Source organism: Shewanella carassii (assembly GCF_002777975.1).
Taxonomy (GTDB): Bacteria; Pseudomonadota; Gammaproteobacteria; order Enterobacterales; family Shewanellaceae; genus Shewanella; species Shewanella carassii.
The window spans coordinates 480158-503130 of the sequence record NZ_NGVS01000033.1; the positions used below are offsets into that span (position 1 = coordinate 480158).

20 protein-coding genes are annotated in these 22973 nt (G+C 53.0%); 10 read left to right on the forward strand and 10 right to left on the reverse strand.

Annotation, left to right across the window (positions count from 1 at the left end; translation table 11 throughout):
- Positions 1–132 precede the first annotated feature (132 nt).
- Genes CBE72_RS18325 through CBE72_RS18340 form a run of 4 tightly spaced genes read right to left on the reverse strand, consistent with a single transcriptional unit; the run spans position 133 to position 5191 of the window.
- The gene (locus tag CBE72_RS18325; protein WP_100145629.1) at positions 133–453 is read right to left on the reverse strand and encodes a YdbL family probable chaperone protein; all 321 of its coding nucleotides are present in this window, start codon (positions 451–453) and stop codon (positions 133–135) included.
- 30 nt (positions 454–483) lie between these two features.
- The gene (locus CBE72_RS18330) at positions 484–657 is read right to left on the reverse strand and encodes a YnbE family lipoprotein (protein WP_100145819.1); all 174 of its coding nucleotides are present in this window, start codon (positions 655–657) and stop codon (positions 484–486) included.
- Positions 658–695: 38 nt separating this feature from the next.
- Positions 696–4319, reverse strand: a complete 3624-nt coding sequence (locus CBE72_RS18335; RefSeq protein ID WP_100145631.1) for an intermembrane phospholipid transport YdbH family protein — start codon at positions 4317–4319, stop codon at positions 696–698.
- A gap of 23 nt (positions 4320–4342) precedes the next feature.
- The gene (locus CBE72_RS18340) at positions 4343–5191 is read right to left on the reverse strand and encodes a D-hexose-6-phosphate mutarotase (RefSeq protein ID WP_100145633.1); all 849 of its coding nucleotides are present in this window, start codon (positions 5189–5191) and stop codon (positions 4343–4345) included.
- Positions 5192–5396: 205 nt separating this feature from the next.
- On the opposite strand from CBE72_RS18340, the gene CBE72_RS18345 reads away from it, so the two are divergent.
- From CBE72_RS18345 to CBE72_RS18355, 3 genes are all read left to right on the forward strand, one after another.
- Positions 5397–7196, forward strand: a complete 1800-nt coding sequence (locus tag CBE72_RS18345) for an acyl-CoA dehydrogenase C-terminal domain-containing protein (RefSeq protein WP_100145634.1) — start codon at positions 5397–5399, stop codon at positions 7194–7196.
- A 100-nt stretch (positions 7197–7296) separates the two neighbouring features.
- Positions 7297–7722, forward strand: coding sequence for an HIT family protein (locus CBE72_RS18350; RefSeq protein WP_174839989.1), 426 nt, complete (start codon positions 7297–7299; stop codon positions 7720–7722).
- A 134-nt stretch (positions 7723–7856) separates the two neighbouring features.
- Positions 7857–8408 (forward strand): AAA family ATPase, encoded by a 552-nt coding sequence (locus CBE72_RS18355; protein WP_100145635.1) that lies wholly within the window; start codon positions 7857–7859, stop codon positions 8406–8408.
- Positions 8409–8488: 80 nt separating this feature from the next.
- Here the strand turns inward: CBE72_RS18355 and CBE72_RS18360 are convergent, their stop codons facing one another.
- From CBE72_RS18360 to CBE72_RS18370, 3 genes are all read right to left on the reverse strand, one after another.
- Positions 8489–8812 (reverse strand): hypothetical protein, encoded by a 324-nt coding sequence (locus tag CBE72_RS18360; protein WP_096141219.1) that lies wholly within the window; start codon positions 8810–8812, stop codon positions 8489–8491.
- Between the two features lie 107 nt (positions 8813–8919).
- Positions 8920–11157 carry a TonB-dependent receptor gene (locus tag CBE72_RS18365; RefSeq protein ID WP_100145636.1) on the reverse strand — a complete coding sequence of 746 codons (2238 nt, stop codon included), beginning with the start codon at positions 11155–11157 and terminating at the stop codon, positions 8920–8922.
- Positions 11158–11183: 26 nt separating this feature from the next.
- The gene (locus CBE72_RS18370; protein WP_100145637.1) at positions 11184–11411 is read right to left on the reverse strand and encodes a hypothetical protein; all 228 of its coding nucleotides are present in this window, start codon (positions 11409–11411) and stop codon (positions 11184–11186) included.
- Between the two features lie 613 nt (positions 11412–12024).
- Here CBE72_RS18370 and CBE72_RS18375 point away from each other — a divergent pair.
- Positions 12025–12399 carry a hypothetical protein gene (locus tag CBE72_RS18375; protein WP_100145638.1) on the forward strand — a complete coding sequence of 125 codons (375 nt, stop codon included), beginning with the start codon at positions 12025–12027 and terminating at the stop codon, positions 12397–12399.
- A 174-nt stretch (positions 12400–12573) separates the two neighbouring features.
- Positions 12574–14610, forward strand: coding sequence for a DNA topoisomerase III (locus CBE72_RS18380; protein ID WP_100145639.1), 2037 nt, complete (start codon positions 12574–12576; stop codon positions 14608–14610).
- Between the two features lie 10 nt (positions 14611–14620).
- Here the strand turns inward: CBE72_RS18380 and CBE72_RS18385 are convergent, their stop codons facing one another.
- Both CBE72_RS18385 and CBE72_RS20185 read right to left on the reverse strand, forming a co-directional pair.
- Positions 14621–14812 carry a DUF4250 domain-containing protein gene (locus CBE72_RS18385; protein ID WP_100145640.1) on the reverse strand — a complete coding sequence of 64 codons (192 nt, stop codon included), beginning with the start codon at positions 14810–14812 and terminating at the stop codon, positions 14621–14623.
- Positions 14813–15085: 273 nt separating this feature from the next.
- The gene (locus tag CBE72_RS20185) at positions 15086–15256 is read right to left on the reverse strand and encodes a hypothetical protein (RefSeq protein WP_157929111.1); all 171 of its coding nucleotides are present in this window, start codon (positions 15254–15256) and stop codon (positions 15086–15088) included.
- Between the two features lie 84 nt (positions 15257–15340).
- Here CBE72_RS20185 and CBE72_RS18390 point away from each other — a divergent pair, with 84 nt between their 5' ends.
- Together CBE72_RS18390 and CBE72_RS18395 are read left to right on the forward strand one after the other, a co-directional pair.
- Complete coding sequence (locus CBE72_RS18390; RefSeq protein WP_100145641.1) at positions 15341–16513, forward strand: porin; 1173 nt, start codon at positions 15341–15343, stop codon at positions 16511–16513.
- A 91-nt stretch (positions 16514–16604) separates the two neighbouring features.
- Positions 16605–17360, forward strand: a complete 756-nt coding sequence (locus CBE72_RS18395; RefSeq protein ID WP_100145642.1) for a nucleoside-specific channel-forming Tsx family protein — start codon at positions 16605–16607, stop codon at positions 17358–17360.
- A 61-nt stretch (positions 17361–17421) separates the two neighbouring features.
- On the opposite strand, the gene CBE72_RS18400 is transcribed toward CBE72_RS18395, so the two are convergent.
- The gene (locus CBE72_RS18400) at positions 17422–18945 is read right to left on the reverse strand and encodes a sigma-54-dependent Fis family transcriptional regulator (RefSeq protein ID WP_100145643.1); all 1524 of its coding nucleotides are present in this window, start codon (positions 18943–18945) and stop codon (positions 17422–17424) included.
- Positions 18946–19112: 167 nt separating this feature from the next.
- Between CBE72_RS18400 and CBE72_RS18405 the strand changes: the two genes are divergently transcribed.
- The 3 genes from CBE72_RS18405 to CBE72_RS18415 are packed head-to-tail and all read left to right on the forward strand — an operon-like array spanning position 19113 to position 22765.
- Positions 19113–20672, forward strand: a complete 1560-nt coding sequence (locus tag CBE72_RS18405) for a flavocytochrome c (RefSeq protein WP_100145644.1) — start codon at positions 19113–19115, stop codon at positions 20670–20672.
- Positions 20673–20698: 26 nt separating this feature from the next.
- Positions 20699–22336 carry an HAL/PAL/TAL family ammonia-lyase gene (locus CBE72_RS18410; protein WP_100145645.1) on the forward strand — a complete coding sequence of 546 codons (1638 nt, stop codon included), beginning with the start codon at positions 20699–20701 and terminating at the stop codon, positions 22334–22336.
- A gap of 45 nt (positions 22337–22381) precedes the next feature.
- Positions 22382–22765 carry a cytochrome c3 family protein gene (locus CBE72_RS18415; protein WP_100145646.1) on the forward strand — a complete coding sequence of 128 codons (384 nt, stop codon included), beginning with the start codon at positions 22382–22384 and terminating at the stop codon, positions 22763–22765.
- The last annotated feature ends 208 nt before the right edge of the window (positions 22766–22973 follow it).

A 22973-nucleotide genomic window follows, 5' to 3' on the forward strand; every position in this document is an offset into this window, starting at 1 on the left:
GCAAATGGCAACGTTATCGCGAATTAGCCCCGTGTAGGGTATGACTTCAACAGGCTTTGTTGAGGTTTGGCAGGTCGACCCGTCCCTGGTTCTGGACCTGGTAAAGATAATCAAAAGAACCACAGTGGTTCTTTACTTACGAACCCACTTGCCGGAAGCATCCTGAACTATATGGCCTTTGTCGGCGGCAGCAATCGCCTTGGCGCCGGCGAGTTTGGCAACATCATCCACGGAAATTCCGTTTTGACGGGCGATTTTTTCATAGTGTGCCTGGCGTTTGGCATTGATATCCTTAACCAGTGCCGTTACCTCGGCGCTGGATTTGACCACGCCCAAATAGCCGTTTTGCTGTTCCCCCACCAACCCTTGGCTCTTGGCGTCCTGCAAACCTATGGCAAAGACGCAGAAACTCATCAACAGAGCGGCAGTCAGGGTCATCAACTTGGTTTTCATCTGTGTTTTCCTTTCGCGAATTCCGGCAATTTAAAACAGTTCATCATTGGCCAGCAGTTGATCCAGCTCTTTATCGACCTTGATGCGAATTTCATGTTCGATTTTCACATTCAGGTTGATCACAATCGGCTTATCCGGTGGCTCTATCTTGACCGTTGGGGTACAGGCCGAGGCCAATAATAGGCTGGCGGCCAGCGGCAACATAAATTGGGTCTGTTTCACATTCATGTCCTTTTGTGTCCTCACTGCATGGAAGCTTCAATTTGGGTTTGAAGCTTGTCACCTATGGTCAGACTCCTGAGGAGCTGCAGCATGTTCTCCTCATGAGAGTAGTTCAAGTGGATAGGGCGTTCAATCCCCTCGGCCTGACCTTTTACTTCAACCTTGAGCCAGGCCTCACCATCCGGTGCCATATCGTAAGTGCTGGCCAGGGTAGAATATTGCAAGTGTTCGAGGGTGGAAAAGGCAAAGTCCAGATAGGGTTGGCCGGCGCGCATTTGGGCGACAGCCGGATTATTGCCGACCTTGATAAGTCCGCCTGGGGCACGGGCCGCCAGGCGGCCGCCTTTGACCGAGACCTGGCCGTCGGTAATAAATACCGGTAAGACACCATCGAAAATACCGTCGGCGTAGATGCCTTCCTGAGGCTGGATGGCCAACAGTTCTTCCAGGCTCAGGCCCTGCAACACCAAATAGGCATTGGATGGCGCGTTGAGCCGCAAGCGGAAGCTGGGCAGCAGCATTTGTCCCTTGAGTAACTCGCCTTGGCCGCGCACCTGAATATCGGCATCCCGAAATCCGGGCAACAGCTTAGCTTGAGTGCTTTGGTTGTTGTCGAGTTCAGGGGTCAGGCTGAGCTGGCCTTCTAAACCCAGGTTGGTCAACAGCACTCCGGGGTTGAAGGCCTGTACCGAAGCCTTGAGCTGCTGACAGTTGAGTTCGGCCTCTGCCGGCGCCTTGGCTTCCTTGGCCAGTGTCAAACGGCACAAGGCCGACAGGTTGGCACCTTCAAATGGTAACTGACTGATACTGCCGGAGAGATCCGACAGCAGCGGGTTGAAATCCAGTTGCAATTGCAGCGCTCGTCCAAGCCCTTCGAGCTTGAGGTCGGCAATCATATGGGTCTCGCCCCTGAGTACCAACTCAGGAGGCAAGGGCAGGTTCTTGGCCGCCAGCGCCTTGATATCAGCGAGATCCGTATCCAGGGTCCAGCGACTGTTCAAGCGGTAGCCAAGCGGATCTTTGGCCCGCTTGGGCCAGATGGGCATAAAGTCGTGGCGGCTGTGAAGCGGGATATTATCCAGTTGCCAGTTTTCTTCACTGACAAGACGGTTATCCTGCCAGTCAATGGTCTGGCTGAAGCTGCCATAGCCCAGATTGAGCAGGGTTTCGGTGCGAGGTCCGAGCTTGGTATGCCGGGTTTGGCTTAAGTTGAGCCCATCGAAGGCCAGATTCAGACGACTGGTAAAACGCTCATCCAAGAGTTGGCTCAAGAGTGGCAAGTGCCGTTTTTGATTTAGGTTGGCATCCAGGGTTCGACTGAGCCCGGGGCTCAGAAGCGAGGTTTGGGCAATCGACAGTGCCAGCGGCCCGCTTTTAGCCTGCAATTCACCCAGCTGGCTGCTGACCGCGGGTAAAGACAGCTTAAGTTTGCCTTGGTTGAAGCTGCCACTGAGAGGGTCCAGCAGTGACAACTTAAAGCCCGAGAGTTGGATACTTTTATCCTCTATACCGGCTTGAATGGCGCCAGTGCTGAACCCAGGATTGGCCGCGAGGCTGAAGTCCAGTTGTTGCCCTTCGCTTGTCGGCTCCAGTGCCAGCTTACCGCTAAGCGCCATTGATGCGCCCTCATTGAGTTGCAATTCAGCTGCAGCCGACTGCCAGCGAAAACCGCTCGGCAAGGAGGCTTCAAGGCGCCAGTCTGTGCGTGCTTGTTCCAGTGGCAACTGCTCAAGGCTGAGTTGCAGCCCCTGAATGGCCTGTTGCAGCGCCAGTTCGAGTCGCTGCTCGGCCGACAAGGGCTTTGATTTTGAGGCGTTTGGTGAGCTTGAGCCTGATGAGCTAGAGCTTGATAAACCAGAGCTTGAGAAGTCAGATCTTGATAAGCCAAAGCCCGGCGAATTTAACCCTTGAGGCTTGGCGCTTTGCGGCAAAGAAACAGACGTGTCTTGCTGTGCTCTTGCGGCCTTTGGCAGTTGCAATTGCAGGTTTTCAAAGGACAGCTGCAAACTCGGCCGCTCGCCATTACTGAGCGCTGCCGGGCTCAATTCCGCAACACTTGGCCGATTAATTGGCGCACCGAACGACGCTTGCTGCTTCTCTGTCATCAGGGCGGGCAGTAACGGCCGCACTGTCAGACTCGGCAGCGATACCCGCATGGATGTCTCATTGCCCGTTGCCGCATTGCCCTTTGAATCTTTGTCCTTGGCGGGTTTGAGCTCGGCGTCGAGGCCTTGTTCAAGCGCCAGCTCAATTGCGGCGATAAGGGGTTTTACTTGTTTTTTTTCAGCTGGCTCTTGCGCCAAGACTTGCTGCAGCTGCGCCAGTTGTGACTCGAGTTCCGCGGCTTGGGTTGCTGATGCTTGCGCCGATGGGGAGTTTGCTGCGAGCAAGGCAAGCAGTGCTTGGCGCTGAGCCGGAGTGGTTGAAAGCGTGAGTCTCAGCGGCGCCAGCTCAAAAAACTGCTCGCTGGTGGAGCCCGAAAAGCGAAAGCGCAAGCCTGCGCCATCACTATCCTTAACCTCAGCCTCAGCCTTGGCACTGAAACTGGCAGCAGCGTTGGAACTTGGGCACAGAGGGCTATCGGTCAATGAATTGTGTGCCTTAGCTTCCAGAGGCAGCGGTGTTATCTCAAGCGCCACTTGCTCGAGTCCCGGCATGGCAATAGTCGGCGCCGACCAGCAATGGCGCGAGTCTATGTTGCCTTGGGTCAAATCCAGAGTCAGTTGTGAGAAGAGATCTCCGCCAAGGCTCGGCATTAGCTCGGCATGCAATATTTCATCAAGCTTGAAAGCACTGATGAGGGGCGCTGCGGTCGGGTCCTGCTCAACACTTGCCAGCGCCTGTTGCAGCGCTTTGAGATGCAGGTGACTGGTCAGTCGCCAGGCAGGGGCACCGTTTGCGAGTTTGGCTTTCAAGTCGGCGGTTAATGCCAGCAGGGGCGTTTCTTGTCTTGTTTGAGCCTCTTGTAGCCCTCCATGTAACCGGGTGCCCAGCTCAGTAACCAGTTGCCCGGAAGGGCTGAGCTGCAACTTTTGCAGCAGCAGAGTAAAGCTTGGGGTATTACCTGCCTTATCCAAGGTCAGCGACGTATGGGGTGTATCGGATACGCCGGCTTCGGGCAACAGGCTTATTCGGGTCGGCCCCAGGGCTATTTCGGGCACAGAGTTCAAGTCCAGTGCCAGACTCTGACCGCCATCATCACCGCCGGGCAAGAGTAGCTCAGGCGTCAAACTAAAACCGGCGTCTCGGTAGCTGACTTTTTGAAGTTGCGCCATCAACCAGTCGGTGGAGCCAGGGGGCGGCGTCGATGCTTCGCCTGTCAGCAATTGCCAAATCCGTTTGGCACTGACAGGTGATTTGAGCTGGAGCCTGAGTTGATGAAACTCAAGCTCGCTGCCCTGGTAATCAAGCTTGAGATAATCGAAGCTCAGTCTGTCCCAGCCTTCAGGCGCCAGGCGCAACTCATCGATACGAATATCTTGCGCAGCCAGATATTGATTAATATGCGGCAGCAGCCACTGCGGCCTTTCATACAGGGACCAAGCCAGCCCTACCAGCAGGGCACCCGGAAGCAGCACCAGCAGAAGCAACAGGCCAACAGCCCATACCGTCAGGCGTTTCTTGCTTGGGAGTCGATACCTCATTGGTGTTTCCCGGCCTTGGCCGCTCACTCCTGCCAGCGAATTTCTGTGGTCAGAGTGTGACTCTGTTTGGGGGCGAGCACCAGTTTATCTTCCAGCACATTGGCGGCTTCCAGGCAGACCATAGACAGGTAATCCTGCTCTTGGAAACGGGCCAGCCGCTTGGACTTGTCTATCCAGGGGTTCCAAAGTACTGCCGAGTGGCTCTGCTCACGGCTGACAAGAATAGTGCCGTTGGGGGTATGCAGCTTTTGCAGCTCGGACAAGCCGGTGTAAACCCGGTCGGTCTCGCGCTCAAAGCGCACTTCGTCCTCGACTTGTGCATAGGGGCCTTCACCAAACTCGATATATTGGCTGCCGGCAAAGCCTGTGGCGCGCAGTTGGTGGATATCGCCGATGGGGAAATAACTATGCAATGCCTGGGTCAGCGTTACGCTTTGCTCGCCCAGGTTGCGGTTAATCAGGCTGACCCTGAGGCTGTCGCTGAGGACAAAGTCCAGCCGCACCTCGGTATCGTGGGGCCAGTAACGTCTGTCCTCGTCGCTGAGTTTAAGGACAAAGCTCAGCTCTACCCGTTCATTACTGATATGAGTTCGCTCAAGTTGCCACAGCCGGGTACGGGCAAAGCCATGCTGGGGCCAGCCCTCATTGGCATGCATGCCAAACCAGGGCCAGCAGACGGGAATACCGCCGCGAATACCACTGCCCGGCAGATAGTCATCGGCAGGAGAAACCCACAGCAGCGGCGCCTTGCCTTTGGGCACAAAGCTGTCTATCTGGGCACCCTGTAAAAAAATACGGCCGTAGCAGAGTGGGGTATCGATTTCGATATAGTCCAGACCATTGGGGTGTTTGCGGGTGTTGACGCTGGCCATGCAGGATTCCTTTAGCGGGCGAACAGGATAATGCCCCTAGCTTACAAAGTTTTACAGCCCGAGATAAGGGGCTGTTCAAGCGAATTTACGCAGCGCGCTGTTCTTGTATTCAAATAAAGTGATATAAAACTGGTCAGAGGTGCTGAGTTTTTACTCAGAATTGGCTAAGGTGAGACATCAATCACAGGGAAAAGGAAATAAGCATATGGCAAGTTATCAGCCGCCGATGCGGGATTACCGCTTTATTCTTGAACAGTTACTGGATATTTATCAGCAGCCAAAACTGCAGGGGTTCGATGAAATCGACCCTGAGTTGGTCAATGCCATTCTCGAAGGCATGGCCGATTTCAGCACTGGGGTGATGCTGCCGCTCAACAGTGTCGGCGATCTGCAGGGCTGTCGACTGGAAGCCGACGGGGTGAAAACCGCCGAGGGCTTCATCGATGCCTACCGCCAGTATGTGGATAACGGCTGGCCAACGCTGACCTGTGATCCCGAGTTCGGCGGCCAGGGCCTGCCAGAAGTGGTGGGTATCTTTGCCACCGAAATGCAGACCTCCTCCAACATGGCCTTTGCCATGTATCCCGGGCTGACCCACGGTGCATACAGTGCCATCTTTGCCCATGGCTCCGAGGCGCTCAAGGCCAAATATCTGCCCAAACTGGTGAGCGGCGAGTGGACCGGCACCATGAATCTGACCGAATCCCATGCCGGTACCGATCTGGCGCTGCTGCGCACCAAGGCCGAGCCCGGCACTGACGGTTGCTATCTTGTCAGCGGTGAGAAAATCTTTATCTCCAGTGGCGATCACGATCTGGCCGAAAACATAGTGCACCTGGTCTTGGCCAGGTTGCCGGATGCCCCGGCCGGGGTGAAGGGGATCAGTTTGTTCGCCGTGCCCAAGTATTGGGTCAAGGAAGATGGCAGCCTGGGCGAGGCCAACAATGTCAAGGCCAGCGGCCTCGAGCATAAGATGGGCATTCACGGCAATTCCACTTGTGTGATGCTGTTCGACGGCGCCAAAGGCGAGTTGGTGGGCGAACCCCATCAAGGACTCAGAGCCATGTTCACCATGATGAATCAGGCGCGCATGGGCGTTGGGGTTCAGGGGCTGGGCGTCTCTGAAATCGCTTACCAGAACGCGCTGGCCTACGCCAGAGAGCGGGTTCAGGGAAGGGCACTGTCCGGCACCAAGGCGCCGGAGCAAAATGCCGATCCTATTCTGGTGCACGGCGATGTGCGGCGGATGCTGCTGTCGCAAAAAGTCTTCAATGAGGGCGCCCGCGCTCTTATCGGCCAGCAGGCGCTGTGGCTTGATGAAGCCGAGCGGCATCAGGATGCCGAACAAAAGGCCAGAGCCAAGGCGTTGGCGGCGTTGTTTACTCCTGTGGTCAAGGGCTTTATCACAGATAGGGGCTTCAGCGCCTGTGTCGATGCCCAACAGGTGTTTGGCGGCCATGGCTATATCCATGAGTGGGGGATGGAGCAGTTTGTCCGTGATGCCCGTATCGCGATGATTTATGAAGGTACCAATGGCGTGCAAGCGCTGGATCTGGTGGGGCGTAAGCTGATGGGTGACAAGGGCGCGGCGCTGAGGCTCTGGGCCGCAGAGGTGGAGGCCTTTATCGAAGGCGCCAAACCCAAGGCCGCTCAAGATCCCCGGTTTGCCAAGGTGCTCGAAGGTTTGGGCCAGGCGGCAATGGATCTGCAGCGCGCTACCCAAAGCCTGATGGAGTTGGCGATGAAGAATCCCGACAACCTGGGCGCGGCCTCCATGCCTTATATGCAGCTGTTTGGCACCGCTGCGCTGGCGTGGATCTGGGCACGGATGGCCGAGCTGGCGCTCGATGGGCTGGCAGATGATGCCGACGGTTTCTATGCCGGCAAACTGGCCTCGGCGGGTTTCTTTATGGACTACTATGTCAGCAGCGCCAGTGGCTATCGGCGTCAAATTGCCGCGGCCAGTGAATCCATCATGGCCTTCGACGACAGTTACTTCGGTTAATTGCGGTAGCTTCAATACCAAAGGGTCGGTGCAACCGGCCCTTTTTTGTGGTACACCAATAGCTTCCAAGCCAATCGATTCGTCAGTATGGAGTGACAAGATGGATCTGAATTACGACAACAACAATATTTTCGCCCGCATTCTTCGCGGCGAGTTGCCCTGTATCAAACTCTATGAAGATGAGCATACTCTGTCTTTCATGGATATCATGCCGCAAACCAAGGGCCACTTATTGGTGTTGCCCAAAGAACCGGCCGTGACCCTGTATCAGTTGTCTGATGAAGCGGCGGCGGCCTGCATGCGTACCGTCAAACTGATGGGCAAGGCAGTGGAAAAGGCCATGGGGATCCCGGGCTCCACTGTGTTCCAACACAATGGCAGCGCCGCCGGTCAGAGTGTGCCCCATGTACATTTCCATGTGTTGCCCGGCCCGCTCAAAGGTCTGATGGAGCATGCGGCCCATCAAGGGGACATGGATGAGCTGCACACCATAGCCGATAGAATTCGCGCCTGTATCGAATCTTGAGTTGTTCCCCCCAAACAACCGCCTCTTGGCGGTTGTTTGCTATTAGTGCCATCTGAAGCGGGATTGGTTTTAGCGGCACAAAATCTCAATCAGCTTAAAGTCAGTTTGCTGTTGATGAGCAAAGAGAGGTTTGATTGCATAATCGCATTGTATTTACCGGTGGACCGGGTTCAGGCAAGACGTCTGTCATCGACTTTTTACAAAGCTTGGGTTATCCGAGTGCGCCGGAAGTCGGCCGTAAGGTGATCAAGGCTCAACTGGCGCAAGCTGGAAGGGCACTGCCCTGGGATGACAAGAGCGCTTTTCGTGATGCCATGGTTGATGAAGAGCTGGCGCGTTATCAAGCCTTCAGCGGCGATGACGGCATTATCTTCTTTGACCGCAGTATGCTGGATTCCTACGGTTATAGCCTGCTTGAGAACTTAACGATTCCAGAGAGTTTGCTGAGTCATTGCCGTGAGCTTGTTTATCACCCAAGGGTATTCATCTTTCCGCCCTGGCAAGCCATTTACGCCAATGATATGAAACGTAAGCAGGACTTCAGTGAAGCGGTGGCGACTTATCATGCGATGCAAAAAGCCTATGAGGCTTTCGGTTATGAGTTAATTGAAGTGCCCAGATGGTCGGTTGCGAAGAGAGCCGGTTTCATTTTAGCCAAGGTGAGCGAGGCACTGCAAACGCCCTAAGTCGTCGCTCACATTTTCTCCGTTACTTTCTGTTTCTCTGCCATTAAACCAGAGGTTCCGGTTGAATCCCCGGCCCGACCCTACCAAACGCTCAGTTTGAATATTGCCAATATCACAGCACAGGTCAGCAGTCCAAGACCGCCCAAAATACAAACCACTTTTTCAGGGTAGCGTGAACCCAGTTCGGGAAAGAGGATAGCGCCCAGGCTGAAGCTTGGGATCATCTCGTACAGTAACCCCATTCTCTGGTTGCTTGCCGGTGCAAATGGCGGCAGGTAGAAGTAACAGAGCAGATAAATAGCCAAGGTGACAATCGCGAGCCATTCATAGCCCTGAAAGGGCTCATCGGCCTTGAGCAGACGGCGCAGCAGGACAATCATAATCGCCGCGATTAAAAGTAGCATGACACTTCCCTGTAAATAAATTGGCCGCCACAAACTAAGGGATCCGAGCTGAGCTGACAAGCGCAAAAGAGAAAAAGCGCCGCAGGGGCGACGCTTTTTGAGGCTATTTACCAGCTCAGGTGGTAATTGATGGCAAAAGTGCGGCCACGGCCGTGATAGTCAAACATCTTCTCCGGGCCGTAAGTCGGGCTGTAGAAGTAAGCGGCTCGCTGGCCCCAAAGGGTGCTGTAGTCATTATCAAGCAGGTTTTCGATGCCATAGCTCAGGGTGCCGACCGGCAGTTCGATGGAGCCGAGCAGATCCAAAGTGGTATAGCTGCCTAACTCACTTCTCTGGCCATCATTTGCCTTGAAGCGATAGTCAGAGTCGGCGCTGAAGCTATGCTCGGCCTGCAATCTTAACTGCTGGCTGTCACCGCGCCAGGCGATAAAGGCCGTGGCCTTGGAAGGTGAAGCATAGGTGACTGTCTCATCAATCCAGTCGGCGCCATTTTTGATTTCACTGCGAACCAGATGCAGGTTGCTGCCCACCTGCCAGGCGCTGCTGATATCGAAGTTCAGCTGTGCTTCCAGGCCATAGGTGCGTTTATCCTTGTCCTTGACTTCTATGGTCAGATCGCTGCGATTGACCTCAATCACCTTATCAGAGATGGCGTAATACAGACTGGCCTGGGCCTGCCAACGGTCGGCCAGATAGCGCCAGCCCAGCTCAAAGGAGTCTGTCTTGATGCCATCGAGGCGGGAATCATTGATATTAATGCTGTTGGTCAGCTGCAGATAACCATCGGCATCGGCCTGATAGCTGCCGCGACCATAGTATTTGGACAGATCCGGCAGCTCAAAGCCCTGCGAGTAGGCGAGCCACAGCTGTTGATCCCGGCTCAGTTTAGCCACCAATCCCAGGTTAACCAGGCCGACATGGTAGTCTGTGCTGCCGCCCTTGATAGCATCGGCGCCCGGCGCCTTACCCTGGGCAATCGCCACCTGTTGGTTATAGCCGATAAAGTCATCGACGCTGTTGTCCATCTGCTGATAACGATAACCTGCGTTGAGCACCAGATAGTCGTTGATATCCCAACTGCCCTGCAGGAAGGCTGCGATGGACTCGACACTGAAGTCGACATATCGGCCTGTGGTGAACAGCTCCTTCATGGTCAAACCGCCACTCTGGTTGGCGGCGTCGAGATCAAAACTCATCTGATCCGAGTCGAAGCTCTCCTTGTCCCAGTCGATGCCCCAGGTGAGTTTGAGGCTGTCGCTGGGTCTGGATTCCAACACGGCTTTCAGGCCATAAATGCCGGTGTTTTGTGACGAGGCAGAGAAGTTGTAAACCCCGAGGGTTTCACTGACATAAGGGAAGGGGTGAAAGTCGAGATCTTCCTTGCGGTAAAAGCCTTGCAGGTACAAGGTTTGGCCGAGAAAGTCCGCCTGGGTATAGCTGAGGTTCAATAAGGTACGATCGGTTTTGGGACTGCGATCGGCATTCAATCCCTTGCGGCTTTCGAGCAGGGAAGCATCTGAGGTGACGCCGCTGAAGTTTTCCCCCATATAGAGGCCGTGGTCGCCGTCGGACTCATTGTTGTAAAACTGCACCAGGGCACTAAGGATAGCATCGTTAGGGAGGCTCCAATCCAGGTTGGCCATCAGATCATAACCTTGGGTGTACTGCATGCCGGTTTGGGTGATATCCGGCATCACCTGATTGCCGCTGCCGTCGAACCATTGGCCATTTTCCTGCCAGGCGGCACTGAAACGTCCCTTGAGGGTATCACTGCCTCCGGCCACGGCAAAGGCGGCGCGGTAATCCAAGTCATCACTGCCGTTAAAACCCGATTTGAAACCTGCTTCGGCTTCAAAGGTATCCAGGCTGTCGGCGGCTTTTTTGGTCACTATATTGATAGCGCCGCCCAAAGCTCCACCGCCATAGAGGGCTGAGGCGCCGGCCAAGACTTCAATGCGGGCGATGTTAAAGGGATCTATGCTGTCCAACTGGCGGCTGATCCCTCTGGAGGTGTTCATGGATACGCCGTCTATCAGCACCACCATGGCGCGGCCGCGCATGTTCTGACCAAAGTTGGTTCGGCCCTGGCTGGATACGTCCATGGAGGGAACCAGGGCGGCCAGCATCTCTTTCACGCCTTTGCCGCTGTCTATCTGCTCGCGGATGCTGTTTTCATCGATTAGCCAAACCGTGCTGGAGAGCTCGCTTATTTGGGTCGGGGTACGGTTGGCGCTAACCACCATGCGCTCCATCTGGGTTTCTTCGGCCATGGCGGCTCCCATCGGCAGCAATTGACTGCTGACAGCCGCGGCGACAAGGGTCATCCGAACCGTGGATTTGGGCATAACATTCTCCTAAACAACTCAAGGGGTTAAATGAGGCACCAGACAGGGATCCAGCAGGCGAACACCAGGCTGAGCGTCTTCTTGCCGGGTTGGTATCCCAAGGCTAAAGACAGCACCAAGCCTGGTGCTAACAGCAGGATCAACAGCCGGGCATCCAGCCCAAAATTGGCCAATACCAGCATGATTGCCAGCAAGACCAATCCCTCACACCAAAGCAGTTGGTTACAGCGCAACAACAGCGGGGACGTTTCCATATTATTTGGCCTCCTGAAAGATATTGCATTTTAATTGCAAGTGATAATGGTTCGCAATTGAATTTACACTGGGTGGTAAAAGGTGAACTTATGGATAGATGATTATTTCCATAATGAAATCATGGGTATGTACATGGATTTTCGAATAGTGCTTTAATGACTTCCGCGCGGGGCACTTAGTGTTGGCTGTGGCAAAGATGAGAACCTGCTATTGGCCTGGAAAGTTTCGGCCGGGCTTTCATGGTTGATTTCAGCCGCCGATAGGGCATAGATTACGGCAAGGTAGAGAGGGACCATACTGAGATAGCTTGTGATCAGCGCAATGGATGAGTTTACTGGGAAGGCTGCTGTTAACGCGATCTGATGAGCTGGATAAAAGAGATGACGCTGCACTTTTCAGCGCCTAGCCGCATTAAAATGCTCGGCTCAGCCGAAGAGATGAGCATTTTAATCAGTTTGGCAACCTAAGGCGGCTCAAGGGCGCCGGTGCCTGCTCTCTCTATTGAGGTGGATGATTTCACTTTAATAACCAACTCATTGCTTTCAATACCATTCCCCTGGTGCATTACGTTTCCTCCGGGGCTGAGCGGCGGGCCAATAAGGAATTAAGTAGATGCAGTTACCCATAGAGTATTACTGGTTGAAAGCGCATAAATTTGCAGGACTCATGCCTTGGTGGTTTATCGATGAACCCGGCGGACCCGGGCTGAGAATGGAATACCAAAAAGAAACCGGGGAGGACTTTTATCCCATCGCCAGGCGGCAAGATAATGACAGCGTGGCCGGGTTTAAAGTGATTGACGGCGAAATACAAAAAGAGCTGGTCTCTGTCCATTTAACCTGGACAGGAAAGCGCGAGCAGCAAGGTTTTCCGGCCAGGGCCGTGTACAAGGATATTTTTTCTTGGTTGTCAGAAGAAGTCCTTCCCGAAACGGCTGACTGGGTAAGTAAAGAATTCCTGGCGGAGCTTGAGGAGGAAAATAGATAGCTGCGCTGTGTTTAGTTGCCTTGTTCAATCGCCTTGTTCGATTAACTTTGCCCAATCAAGCTTAGTTAATCATGCCATTACCCACAGAGGATTTGCAGCTGGCAGGTGACTTGGCTAGAATTACTGTAATTTTATCCAGTAATTCTGTTCAGTGACAGTCAAAGGACGCAGTGGATGATCCTCTATATCGCCGAAAAGCCCAGCCTTGGGCGCGCCATCGCCGAGGTGCTCCCCAAACCCCATCGCAAACATGAGGGCTATATCGAGCTTGGCAACGGAGATTGTGTTTCCTGGTGTATAGGTCATCTGCTGGAGCAAGCTGAGCCGGATGCTTACGATCCCGCCTACAAGTCCTGGCAGTTAGAACACCTGCCTATTGTCCCGTCCGATTGGCAGATTAAACCCAAAGCCAGCAGTCGCGGCCAACTCAGTGTCTTGCGTAAATTGGTCAAGCAGGCCAGTGAGCTGGTCAATGCCGGCGATCCGGACCGGGAAGGGCAGCTGTTGGTGGATGAAGTGATTGCCCATCTTGGGGTCAAGGGCGATAAGCTGGCAGCGGTTAAACGCTTGTTGATAAGCGACCTCAACCCGCAGGCGGTAAAACGCGCCCTAGGGCAGATGCGCAGCAACCGCGAGTTTGTGCCATTGTCGACTTCGGCACTGGCGCGTAGCCGAGCCGATTGGCTCTACGGCATGAATATGACCCGTGCCTATACACTGCAGGGGCGCAAGGTGGGCTATCAGGGCGTGCTGTCGGTCGGTCGGGTGCAAACCCCTGTGCTTGGTTTGGTTGTCCGGCGCGACCTGGAAATCGCTGCCTTTGTGCCTAAACCTTTTTATGAAGTACTGGCCCATCTTAGCACCCAAGAGGGGAGCTGTTTCAGCGCCCGCTGGCAGCCCAGTGAGGCTTGTCAACCTTGGATGGACGAAGAGGGGCGGGTGCTCTCCCGCGGTTTGGCGATGAATGTGGTCGGCAGGATCACCGGCCAACCCGGCCGGATAGATGAGCTGGAGCGTAAGCAAAGACACCAGGCGCCGCCTTTGCTCTATAGTCTGTCTGCGCTGCAGATTGATTGCGCCAAACGCTTCGGTATGAGCGCCAAAGAGGTGCTGGATACGGCGCAGTCTCTGTACGAACGGCATAAATTGATAACCTATCCGCGCTCCGATAGCCGTCACCTGCCCAAGGCGCAGTTCCAGCTGGCCCCGGCAGTCTTGAATGCCATTACCCAAGGGGCAGCTGAGCTGCTGCAAGGCTGTGAAGCGCCCAATCCCGCCCTTAAGTCTAAGGCCTGGAATGATGCCAAGGTGGACGCCCATCACGCGATAGTGCCTACGGAAAAGACGGCTAACCTCGGTGTGTTGTCACAGCGTGAGCGTCAGGTGTATTTGCAGATCGCCCGTCAGTATTTGGCGCAGTTTTACCCTAATTATGAGTACCTTGAAACCCGCGCCGTGATCGACATTGCCGGAGGTTGCTTCGTGGCCAAGGCCAAACAACCATTGAAACAGGGGTGGAAGCAATTGTTTGGCAAACAAAAAGCCGACGATGAAGCGGAAGATATTCAAACTGCTTTGCCTGAGCTGACTCAGGGGCAGATGCTGGATTGCCTCAAGGGTGAACTAGTGGAAAAGATGACCCAGCCCCCCAAGCATTTTACCGACGCCACACTGCTGGCGGCGATGACAGGCATAAGCCGCTATGTGAAAGACCCAGAGATCCGCAAAATTCTCAAGGAAACCGATGGGCTGGGGACAGAAGCAACCCGCGCCGGGATCATTGAACTCTTGTTTAAACGTGGCTTTTTGAAACGTCAGGGCAAGAATATTTTGGCTACCGAGGCTGGCAGCGGGCTTATTCAAAGCCTGCCTGAAGTGGCCACCACGCCGGATATGACGGCGCTGTGGGAAAGTAGCCTAGATGCGATTTGTCGCCGTGAACTTAAATATCAGGCCTTTATGCAGCCCTTGACGGCTAAACTGGGCGAGCTTATTGAGCAGGCCAAGGCACAACTGCCTACGGCCTTGAGTGGCGTGAAAAGTACAGGCTTCAAAGGACGTAAACGTCGCAGTGGTACTTATGCTACTAAGGCCGGCGCGTTCAAGGGCACAAGCACCAAAAAGAGCACTGGCGATAAGGCCGGCGCCGGCAAGCGCAACTATCGTTCAGCGACCAAGAGCAAAACCAAAGCCCAGTCTGCAACTTCCTGAGAGCTTGCGGTTATTTCAAGCGTCGGTATTGGTTGGATGGGGCATGATACTCGTATCCCAGCGCACTGAGCTTATGCTCCAGTTGGGTAGGTGACAGGTCGAGTTCGTAGTAGAGGGCATCCTTGTCTGGGCAGTTTAGCCTTAGCTTTTCATTGACTATGCCCAACAATATTTCGGCGGGCAGATGTTGTAAGTTTTCCATGTTCCCTCCAAGTGCTCATATAGTGCTCACCTATGATGCAACAGATACAATTGCCGCTGCAATATATTTAAATTTATACAAATCAGTATATTAGTCATCAGTCTGTGACTTTGTATCTTTGAGTGTAGGAGCCGCGATGAGGGCCGACAAGGGGTTGCCTGAGTCGTTGCTGAGGTGGCTTAGCTTAAGGTCGCTGAAAATCAAGGTGTTACCTTTTAATGAACAAATTTGTCAGCTCACTCGTTCCTGCAAGCCACTGCTGACTTATCAAAGTTAATAAAGATACGCTTGAACATGCTTTGATGCAGAAACTGCACGCTTGTTACAACGATATTTAATTCCTCTCACGGTATTTAACGCCCCCCAGTCACGATATTTCACGATTTGACGATCCAGCTCCGGAAACTCGGCTTTGACGGTGGCTTTTTCGTGGCTGGCACGCAAACTGCACCCCTTCGAATAATACATAGAAATATGTCTAATAAATCAGCGTGTTAAACGCTTTTTACTTATAAAAGGGTAATGAATATGAACAAGAAGATCCTGGCACTTATGATCCCGGCTATGCTGGCAAGTGGCGCTTCTCAGGCAGTAGAACTGTATAACGACCAAACCAACAGCGTGAACATGATCGGCTGGTTGGGTTTTGCGGCCTTCAACGATGGCCATGAAACCTCTGTTATCGATAACTTTTCTCGCGTAGGTTTCCGTTTCGATCGTCAGGAACGTGATGGCTGGCGTGCCTTTGCTCACACTGAGTGGGGCATCAACATGGTGACCAGTGATGACAGCCTGGTTTACACCCAAGGCCAGGGCGGTGGTCAGATGCGCGCCGAGAAGAACAGTGACTTTATGTTCAACCGTTTGGGTTATGTGGGTATGGCTCACGACAAGTGGGGTACTCTGACTTTCGGTAAGCAGTGGGGTGCATATTACGATGTTGCCTATACCACAGATATCCTGGATGCCTTCACTGGCTGGTCTGTAGGTGCCTACACCTTTGGTGACGGCGGTCTGACTGGTGCCGGTCGTGCCGATGCTGCCTTCCAGTATCGCAACACCTTCTTTGGCAAACTGCATATCGCTCTGCAGTACGCTTCCAAGCAAAATGATGACATCGCTCTGTTCGACAAAGACGGTGTGGCATTGAATGATGGTTCTGAGCTGAGCTTCGACTCTAGCTATGGCGCCAGCATGACTTACTATGTGACCGACAAGTTCAAGGTTCTGGCCGGTTTCAACCGTGGTGACTTCGAAGGCAACCTGGCCGGTGTCGCCGTTGATGATACCAACCAGATCGTCGGTATCGGTGCTCAATACGGTACTTTCTACCAGTATGCTCCAGGTCGTGATGCCGATGGTCTGTACGTTGGCTTCAACGCTCACAAGAGTAAGCAAAACGAACTGGTTGGCGGCAACCTGTACGATTCTACCGGTGGTGAATTCATCGTGGCTTATCAGTATGAAAACGGTTTCGTACCTTCATTCCTGCTGAGCTATCAAGATCTGGATACAGACGCCAACACCGCTATCAAGGGTGACTGGACTCGTCAGTTTGCGGTACTGGGTCTGCACTACCGTTACAGCCGTGACACTGTAATGTTCGCCGAAGCCAAGATTGACTTCAGCGACATGGATGACAAGTCTTGGGAAGATCTGCAAGACAACAACTATGCAGTAGGTATCCGCTACTTCTTCTAAGGGGCTCCCTTCTTTCCCTGCATTGGCCACCTTAGGGTGGCCTTTTTTTCACTTTTTCTTGCCTAGATGCAAAAGGAGGACAAACGAGACTATGACAGTGAGTAAGGGTCTGTGGTTATCGGCATTATTTAGCCTGTTGGCATTGGGAGAGACTGGTGCCGCCGCGGCATCTACTCGTGTGGAAACCGGTTACCTGGGGTTCCCCGGGGATACCCGTAGCGACAACCGCGGCGCTTTCAACCAGCCTTTTGTGGCGTTGAGCTACTTTAATCGCGATGAGCGTAACACCTTTTATCAACTATTGAAGGTGGAAAATCCGGCTAAAGTCGTCGCCGATAAGCGGGTCGCATTTAAATCTTTGACCATTTGGCATTATCGACTCAATGAAGAGCGAACCGCCTTATGGCTGCAAAATTTTCTCGGTACCCATAAACATCTGACCGAAGACAATTTTTATTTGGGATTAAAACAGCATTTTGATTATGGCTCGCTGCGTTTTAATCTGGGGTTGGCGGGGCACTATACCGTGAGCCAGTCTAATCTGACGGACAGGGATTATTCAGGGTTATCCGGAGTGGTGCTCAATGGCAACAGTTATTACGATTTGCCAGTGCTCCCCAAGGGCTGGAAATTAAACCTGGATTATACAGCGGCTTTTGGGCGTGACCGCGAGCATGCGGCGGTATTTGGTTATGACACTGATTATGGGCATCAGCTATTTGCCGCGCTTTCCGGCCCATTGAGCAAAGATCTGAACCTGAAACTGCAATTGACTCATTACCAAAGTTGGGGCACTGCGCCCAACGATGGTCTGGAATACAGTGTTGCCGTCAATTACGCTTTCTGAATCTATTAAACCAATAAGGCCGAAAGAGAGACTTTCGGCCTTATTATTTTTGAATTGTCGATTAAACAATTCCCAGTTTTTTCATTTTGCTGCGCAGCGTATTGGGGTTGATATCCAACAGCTCGGCCGCACCACCCGGACCATAGAGCTTGCCGCCGGTCACTTTAAGGGCATGTTCAATATACTTGCGGGTCATGGTTTCCAGCGGCACCAGCTGATTACCGGCGTGGCTTGGGTCAACCACTATGGTCTGGCCGCTGGCAGTCGCCACGGCTTCGGTTTGTGGCGCCAGGAAACTGAAGTCCAGTGGGCCGGTCGGGTTTTGAATGATGGCTCGCTCTAGCACATTAATCAGCTCCCGGACATTACCGGGCCAGTTGTATTGGCTGAGAATCGCCAGCTGTTCGGGGCGAATGCGGGGAAGCTTCGCCAGTTGGAATCGAGCGCTCAGCTGTTCAATGAAATGCTGTACCAATAGCGGAATATCTGTCCTTCGTTGGCGCAGAGAAGGGATATCAATCGGGAACACAGCTAGTCGGTACCAGAGATCCTCGCGAAAATCCCCTTGATGCACCATGGCTTGCAGGTGTCTGTGAGTCGCGGCAATCACCCTGATATCCAAATGTACCTGTTCATGACCACCGACTCGGGTGATGGTGCTGTTTTGCAACACCCTGAGCAATCTCACTTGAGCCGAGAGTGGTAACTCGCCGATCTCATCGAGGAAGATGGTGCCGCCATTGGCCTGTTCGAAGTAACCGGCCTTGCGCGACTCGGCGCCGGTAAAGGCACCTTTCTCATAGCCGAATAGCTCTGAGTCGATCAGGGTTTCAGGAATGGCGCCGCAGTTGACTTTAATGAAAGGTTTACCACTTCTGGCCGAGAGTTCATGAATGGCGTTGGCGATCACCTCTTTACCGCAACCAGTTTCCCCCAACATTAGTACTGTGGTGTTGAGGTGGGCGATGGATTGCACCTGTTGCATCACCTGCTTTAGCCCCGAGTTGGCACCGACCACACCATTTTGCACATCCAGCGTGCGTTTCAGGCTGACATTTTGTTTGGCCAAGGCCTGGTTTTCCAGCAGCAGATTACGGCCTCTGAGATTGAGGGCGGTGATTAGGGCAAAGGTGCTCATCTGCGGCGCCAGCATATCGGCGTGTCGTGGTCGGAAGGTACCGGCTTTTTTGGAATAGAAGCCAACTATTCCTAAATGGGTATCCTCGATCGACATCCGCAAGATGATCAGTGAGCGGATCCCGTATATCACCTTGGGGGCTACCTGAGAGGTTACCGGGTCATGGTCAATATCGTTAACAATTCTGACCCTTGGCCTATCTGGGTCCTCCAGGGTTTTGGCTAGACCTTCGGGAAGAGACACTTGGACATTAAGTGTACTGGCCTGGGTTTCACTGGCTTGAGCAATAAATTGTATATCATTGAATTCTTTTCGATAAATATTTATGTACAGACCATCGAGCGGTATAGAGTCGCGCACATAGTCGAAATAGTGTTTCAGTGATGTATCCAGTTGCAGGCTACTGCACAGCCGCCTGGTACACTCGTAATAAAAGTGTTTTTCCATTGATATTTCAAATAAACCGCGAAGTTTCGTGATTGTAGATCTTTATATTTCGTGATTCTGTGGTCGTAATCATAAATCTCCCCCAAAGCACCTCTTTTTGGTTAGTTGGCATGGCCAGTGCAACTGGTTGACTGAGTTCTTTCCCTGCATGAAAGGAAAATAAGTACATGACAGAAAAACAGAAAATAGACAGTAGTCGTCGTCAGTTGCTCAAAGGCGGCGCCGCTCTGGCCGTGACCGGAGTGGGGATGGCTGTCAGCAATGGTGCCATGGCCCAGTGCCGCGAGCAGGCACCGGAATCCTTTGATGAACTGGTAGATGTGTTGGTTGTCGGTAGTGGTTTTGCCGGTATGGCCGCAGCCTTGCAGGCGCGTGAAGCCGGCGTCAGTGTAATGGTTATCGATAAGATGCCTGTTTTTGGTGGTAACTCAACCATTAACGGTGGTGCCATGGCCGTTGCCGGTTCTCCGTTGCAAAAACAAGCCGGTATTGAAGATTCAGTCGATGCCATGGTAGCCGACATGTTGCGCGCCGGTCGTGGCATGAATGATGTTGAGATGCTGAAGCTGGTGTGTAATGGCACAGCCGAATCTTGCCAATGGTTGATTGACTATGGGGTTAAGTGGAAGCCATTTGTACAGCACTTTGGCGGTCACAGTGTTCAGCGTGTGCTGCAAACTGTTGAAAGCTCAGGCGCCGGCATTATCCGTCCTTTGGTTAAGGCGGCTCGCGCCAAAGGCGTGATCATGAAAAATCAAACCAAGCTCGAATCTTTTATCCGTGACAGCGATGGTCGCGTGATCGGGGTCGAGGTTCGTGAAGGTTATTATTTCCCACGCGAACGGACAGGTAAACTACGCACTATCGGCGCTCGTAAGGGCGTGATCATGGCGACCGGTGGTTTTGGTCGGGATATCGAATATCGCATGATGCAGCTGCCTGAGCTGAACAATGATCTGGACTCTACCAACCATCCGGGTGCGACTTCTGAAGCTTTGAAGCAGATGATGCTTCTGGGTGCTAACCCTATCCATCTGGATCAAATCCAATTGGGCCCATGGGCATCACCGGATGAGAAAGGCTTTGGTACCGCCTCTCAGTTCAACACTATTGCCACTTATCCTCACGGTATTGTGGTGGATGTGCGCACCGGTGAGCGTTTCTTCAATGAGCTGGCCGACCGTAAGGCGCGTGCCGATGCCATCATGACCCGCAGAGATGAGCATAACAATCCTGTTTATCCCATCGGTTTTACCAATGCCGAAGGCGCGAAAAATGCGCAAACACTGGATTGGGGTATCAAGTACAAGGTAATCACCAAAGCTGAAACCTTGGACGAACTGGCCAAGGCTTATGGCATGCCTGCCGACAAGCTCAAGGCTCAGGTGGCTCGCTGGAATGAAGCGGTCAAGACCAGAGAAGACAAAGAGTTTGGTCGTCCAATGCAGGAAGCGATAGTGCTGGATAAGGGCCCATGGTACGCAGTGCGTATGTGGCCAAAAGTTCACTATTGCATGGGTGGTGTCAAAGTGAACACCAACTCAGAAGTTCTGCATCTGGTAAGCAATAAGCCTATCCCAGGTCTTTATGCTGCTGGTGAATCCACCGGCGGTATTCACGGTGCCAGCCGTCTCGGTGCTTGCGCCGTGGCCGAAGGTATTGTAACTGGCCGTAACGCTGGCCAAAACTGTGCCGCTGCCCAGTCTGTAGCACTCAAGCAAGCGTAAAATATTCAATAACAAGGAGTAAGATGATGAACAAGTCTCTTATGCTGGCGTCTTTGACGCTGAGTCTAATGTCAGGCAGCGCTCTGGCAATGGAGCAAGTGGTTCTAGATGGTAAACACATGACTCAGGAACAAGCCTGGGCCATTGCCGACGGTGCCAAAGTGAAGGTTGCCTCTCAAGCCCGTACCAAGTTGGTTAAGTCTCATGAACTGCTGATGGAAGCTGCGCGTCTGGGTAAGCCGGTTTACGGCCTGACAGTAGGTGTAGGTCTGAACAAAGACCACAAGCTGTTTGATGCCAACGGTAAACTGAGTGCGGCAGTATTGGATGCGTCTCGCAGCTTTAACTACAGCACATTGCGCGCCCACAGTGCCGGTGTTGGTGAGCCAATGCCTGTACGTCTGACTCGTGTTGCTCTGGCCGTGCGTTTGAACACCATTCTGGCTGGTCAAACCGGTGTTCAGCCAGTAGTGGCTGACCTTTACGAAGCCTACCTGAACAAGGGTATCACTCCAGTTATCCCTTCACAGGGCACTGTGGGTGAAGCCGATATCCTGCTGGCCTCTCACGTAGGTCTGGCGATGATTGGTGAGTGGGAAGTGTTCTACAAGGGCAAGCGCGTAAGCAGCCGTGAAGCCATGGCCGATGCCGGTATTCCTCTGCTGGAGCCTATGGGTAAAGATGCCCTGTCTATCCTGTCCAACAACGCAGTGGCTGTAGCCTATGCAATGAAGGGCTATCAGGATGCCAAGCACTTGCTGGAAGTGTCTCCAACCGTATTCGGTTTGAGCCTTGAAGGTTTGAACGGTAACGTGGCTCCTTTCCTGCCACAAACCAATGACATCCGTCCTTTCCCTTACATTCAGGCAACGACTCAAGATATTCTGGCGCAACTGGATGGCAGCTATCTGTGGCAACTGAATGATGAGCGTCCGCTGCAGGATCCTCTGAGCTACCGTACTACAGCTTATACTCTGGCTAGCGCCAAGAAGGCCTTGGTAGATCTGGGCGAAGTGATCGATATCCAGATCAACCACTCAGACGATAACCCAGCCGTAGTTCTGGGCGCATCCAAGGACTACAGCCAGTTCCCTCAGGTAGCCAAGTACATGGTTGAAGGCAAGGGTGGTGTGTTCCCAACCACCAACTTCGAGCCTCTGCCTGTTGCCCTGGCAGTACAGAACCTGAGCACTGCTTTGACTCACGTGTCTCACAACAGTGTAATGCGCACTATCCACCTGTCTGATGCCCACTTTACCCGTCTGAGCCGCTTCCTGGCCGGTCCGGAAAACAATGGTCATGCTTTCGGTGCAATCCAGAAAGCCTTCGTTGACATGCAGGTGCGTAACAAGCAACTGGCCAGCCCTGTCTCTTTCGATGGTGTCCAGATCGCCGGTAACATCGAAGACACCTTCACTAACCTGAAGTTGGCTTCTGACAACCTGATCCAGATTGTTGACAACACCAACACCATCTATGGCCTAGAGCTGCTGCACTCTACTCAAGCTGTTGATCTGCGCAAGATGCATGACAAGAGCCTGAAACAGGGTAAAGCCACTGGTGCCATGTATGAAGCTTATCGTCAGCAGGTACCTTTTGTAAGCAAAGATCGTCCTTTCACTCCTGATATCCAGGCGTCACACGACTTTATTGCTAACTACTGATAGAAGAGCGGGGCAGGCAACTGCCCCGCAACAGGAAGCCCCAAGATGTTGAAGATAATATCCACTGTTCTTGTTACCTGCGCCTTGATGCTGCCTGGAGCGGCCAATGCCATGAAGATCAAGGACTACCACAAAGAAGTCATGACTGCTGAAAATGGTCGTGTCGATTGTGCCGCTTGCCATGGCGATGCCAAGCGTAAAACCATTCCTGACGCGACGGCTTGTGAAGCTTGTCACGGCACTCCTGAAGACGTTGCCAAGCAGACAGCTCGTCCAGCCAACGCCGGTCATGATGTTGAACCTAATCCCCATGACAGCCTGCACTATGGCACGGATTTGCCATGTACTTACTGTCACCAGGAGCACAAAGAGAGCAAGGTATATTGCAATCAGTGCCATGAGTTCACATACCCAGCGATGAAGCGCTAAAAGGCGATTCGAGTCTCCCTGTATTTGGGGATTGGATTTAACACCGTGCTTTACAGCGCTGTTCTTGATTGGTCGACATAACGCCGAGAAGTTCACCGCTGATATAGTGAATGGTATAAGTCTGTTATTTCCACCGCAGCCTTGGCTGCGGTTTTTTTTGGATAAAAAAAGGTCTGCCAAAAGAGCAGACCCGGACGATACTGAAACA